At 61.5% G+C, this 3,753-nt stretch carries 5 protein-coding genes; all 5 read left to right on the top strand.

The genetic code is table 11. From position 1 onward, the window contains the following. The first annotated feature begins 97 nt into the window (after positions 1 to 97). Positions 98 to 907, top strand: coding sequence for a glycine zipper 2TM domain-containing protein (locus AC3IFE_RS21515; protein WP_489191887.1), 810 nt, complete (start codon positions 98 to 100; stop codon positions 905 to 907). Positions 908 to 1,024: 117 nt separating this feature from the next. Further along, a complete protein-coding gene (locus AC3IFE_RS21510; RefSeq protein ID WP_489191886.1) occupies positions 1,025 to 1,990 on the top strand; it encodes a DUF932 domain-containing protein in 966 nt (321 codons plus the stop codon). 256 nt (positions 1,991 to 2,246) lie between these two features. Beyond that, positions 2,247 to 3,242, top strand: coding sequence for a YqaJ viral recombinase family nuclease (locus AC3IFE_RS21505; protein WP_489191885.1), 996 nt, complete (start codon positions 2,247 to 2,249; stop codon positions 3,240 to 3,242). A gap of 11 nt (positions 3,243 to 3,253) precedes the next feature. Beyond that, positions 3,254 to 3,469, top strand: coding sequence for a hypothetical protein (locus AC3IFE_RS21500; RefSeq protein WP_207864416.1), 216 nt, complete (start codon positions 3,254 to 3,256; stop codon positions 3,467 to 3,469). Positions 3,470 to 3,520: 51 nt separating this feature from the next. After that, positions 3,521 to 3,753: recombination directionality factor (locus AC3IFE_RS21495; protein ID WP_489191884.1), on the top strand; the 233-nt coding region annotated here is incomplete at its 3' end.

Here is a 3,753-nt window from a genome sequence, read left to right as displayed (position 1 = left end):
TTCATCCATATATCACTTTCCCGAGCATGGCCCACGCCCACGATGGCCGCTCCGCCGCTGCACTCCCGCATCGGCGCACTTCGCTCAGGAACTCTCTATGCATCCCACTCTTGCCTTCGCGATTGGTAATGTCGCTGCCGTTATTCTTGTATGTACTGGCGTCGCTCTGTTTTTCAGACGGCGCGCTACTCCAGCTCCCACCCCAACGTCGCCTACACCTGCCGCCGTCACCTCGCCCGTCCACTACGAGCTTTTCGATCCAACGATCGACGAATGGGAGGCCCAAGCCCCCTACCCCGATCACGCACTACATGCTGTCCGACATACGCAGCCGATGTCCTCCAGGACATCAGACTATCTGACTCACCGTTCGCCCGATCCGTTTCCCGACGATGGCGAGCCGGTCGAAACCGAATCGTGTCGACGCCGTTTTGAATCGCCAGCGCGCGGCGAATCGCTCGACTTTCAATCATCGTTGTCGACCGAGCCGCGTCCATCACCAACAACTATTACCGAACCGGATCACTTCTCGTATGCGCCATCGTGGGCGACGGAAGCACTGGCGTCGTCCAGCAATACACGTCACTGCCAACACTGCGGTTCTACACGAGTCGATGTGCTCAACGTCGGCCGCAAAACTGGCAGCACGCTCGGCAGCATCGCTGGCGCGACGAGCGGTGTCGCCATGGCGCTGTCCGGTGCAGAGGTCGGGGCATCCGTCGGCGCCATTGGTGGTCCACTCGGCGTGGTGTTCGGTGGCCTGACGGGCGCCGTCATCGCCGGATTGCTCGGCAGCGCAGCCGGCTCGGTCGCGGGCTCCGCTGTCGGCGGCTTACTCGATGACAGCCTTCTCGACAACTATCGGTGCATGTCGTGCGGTCATACCTTCGGCGCGCAATACCGCTGATCGCCGGAGTCGTGGCAGTCGCTCTCGCCGTCCGCCTCTTCCGCTTCCCTCTCATTCAAACCAATTTGCCCGGCATCGGCCGGGCGCTATGCCATCTCTATCGAACAGGAGTTTTTGATGCATCTCGTACAAACCATGGCCTACGTCGGCCAGGAGCCGTGGCACGGTCTCGGCAACAAGCTCGCCCCTCAACAACCGATCGAAGTATGGGCCGAGCGCGCTGGCATGAACTGGACGATCGAGTCGTCCGAGGTCCGTTTCGTGACGGGCTCAGCAGGTATCGGCGCGATCCACACATTTCCCGATCAGAAGGTGCTCTATCGCTCGGACAACAAGGCGCCGCTGTCCGTCGTATCCGCCCGTTATCAAGTGGTGCAGCCCCGCGAGATTCTGGAGTTCTACCGCGATCTCACCGAGATTGGCGGCTTCGAACTCGAGACGGCTGGCGTGCTGAAGGAAGGCCGCAAGCTCTGGGCGCTCGCAAGAACTGGGCATTCCGGCGCGCTCAAGGGTAAGGACAAGATCGGCGGCTATTTGCTGCTCGCCACTGCGTGCGACGGCACGCTTGCCACGACCGCGCAATTTACGTCCGTACGAGTCGTATGTAACAACACCCTCGCCATCGCGTTGGGCGACAGCACTGGCGTCGTAAAGGTGCCGCACCGCTCGCAATTCGATGCGGCTTCCGTCAAACGCCAGCTCGGAATCGCTGTGTCGTCATGGGATGCGTTCATGGCGCGAACCAAAGCCCTGTCCGAGCGCAAGATTACCGATTCCACGGCCGAAGCGTTCCTACGGCGGGTGCTTACTTACTCGACGGCCGGCAGCACCGATCGAGAAGCACTCTCTGTCAATGAACGGGCCATCAAGGCAGTCGGTCAGCTATATACCGGACGCGGTAAAGGCTCGGACCTGGCTTCTGCTTCGGGTACTGCGTGGGGTCTGCTTAACGCTGTCACCGAATACGTCGATCATCATCGCCGTGCACGCAGCGATGACCACCGGCTCGACGCCGCCTGGTTCGGGGCTGGTGCGACATTGAAGCAGAAAGCCTGGGACGAGGCGATGAAGCTTGTCGCATGACCAAGCCCATCCAGCGCCTGGCAGTGGACATGCGTATCCAAATTCCGCGCGGTGCAGGGCTACGGTTCGGCGGACGCTACGCCACGATCCTGCAAATCAAACCCCAGGGTACGACTGTCCACCAAGCTCGTGACGTTTGCGTACGACGCCTTGCAAGACGCCATTCGCCGCATCGGTTCCGAATAGCCTGCGTATTCCCTCACCTCTCGCCCGGTCAGATTCGCTCTGCCGGGCTTTTTTGTTTTCGGAGCAAACCATGACTACACCTCACCCTGAACCAACCCGTGTACGTAAGCCCGCGCTGAAGCTCGTCAAGACGCAAGAGCTGAGTCGCGATGACTGGCTCGCCGTGCGGCGAACCGGCATCGGCGGGTCGGATGCCGCTGCTGCGGTCGGCCTCAACCCATACATGAGCGCACTGGAATTGTGGCTTGACAAGACCGGCCGTGCCGACGGCCTATCCCGCCCCGATCCGGACGATACGACGTCGCCGACGTACTGGGGAACGCTACTGGAGCCGATCGTTGCTGCGTCGTACACGAAGCAGACTGGCAACCGAGTTCGACGCGTGAACGCCGTGCTGCGGCATCCCTCGATCCCGTTCATGCTCGCGAACATCGATCGCGAGATCGTCGGCGTTCCGGACGTACAGATTCTGGAATGTAAAACGGCCGGCGAGTTCGGCGCACGGCTCTGGCGAGAAGGCGTGCCCGAGTACGTGCAGATCCAGGTGCAGCACCAGTTGGCCGTGACCGGTAAAACGGCGGCGCACGTCGCCGTGCTGCTCTGTGGTCAGGCGCTCGAAGTGCATCGGATCGATCGCGACGATGCGCTGATCGGGCGCCTGGTCGAACTCGAAGCACGCTTCTGGCGGTTCGTGGAAACCGATACGCCTCCGCCCGCCGACGGAACGGAGTCGGCCGACCGTGCGCTGCGGCACCTGTATCCGGGAAATGGCGAAACGGTCGACTTCAGCGATGACCATCGCCTGTCGGCCGTGTTCGCCGATCTGGTCGCGGTACGGCCCGAGATCGAGACGCGCCAGCAGCTCGAAGCGCAGTTCAAGCAAACGCTCCAGCAGGCCATGGGTGACGCAAACCGGGCCGTATTCCAGACCGGCGCCGTGTCGTTCAAGCGCAGCAAGGATTCGTCTGGCGTCGATCTGGCGCGACTGCTGGCCGACCACCCCGAGTTCGAAACGCAGTACGCCATCTCGAAGCCGGGTTCCCGGCGTTTTCTCGTTTCCACCTGATTCCAATCCCCATGACCAACCTCGAATGTCTCACGGAGATCATGACGTTCTCGCGATACGGCGCGCTCGCGCAAGCGTTCGTGATGGATGCGCTCAGCCAGCACGCGGAGCGCGTTGCAACAACATCACTCGATCAGTTGCAAGTCAACCCAATGGTCAGTGCTCGCGCCTGGCAGGGCGTCGCCCTGGAAATCCACGCCAAGCTCGAAGCGCATTTTTCCCGATAGTCGGCAACGCTCGCAGTTCCCTTCCCCCTTTTTTCTATTTTGAGGACCACCATGCTCAAAGGTCTCGCCATCACACCGCCCGTTGTCGGGCGCATCTCCATTGGGCGCATTGTCGAGAAGAACGGCAAGCGCATCCCGGAAAAAGACGACCAGTTCACCCTCACTACCCAGGTGCAGCAGCGCGGTGAATGGATGCTGCACCCGCTGAACGAGACGCTGCGCAAGGCCACCTCCGGCAAGCTGCGCGCGATACCGGTGCGTGTGCTGTTCAACGATCCGGATCT

It is taken from the genome of Burkholderia sp. APQ4-4ca (genome assembly GCF_057837105.1).
Note: the sequence above shows the minus strand (reverse complement) of the source record. Positions and strands in the feature narration are given on the sequence as shown.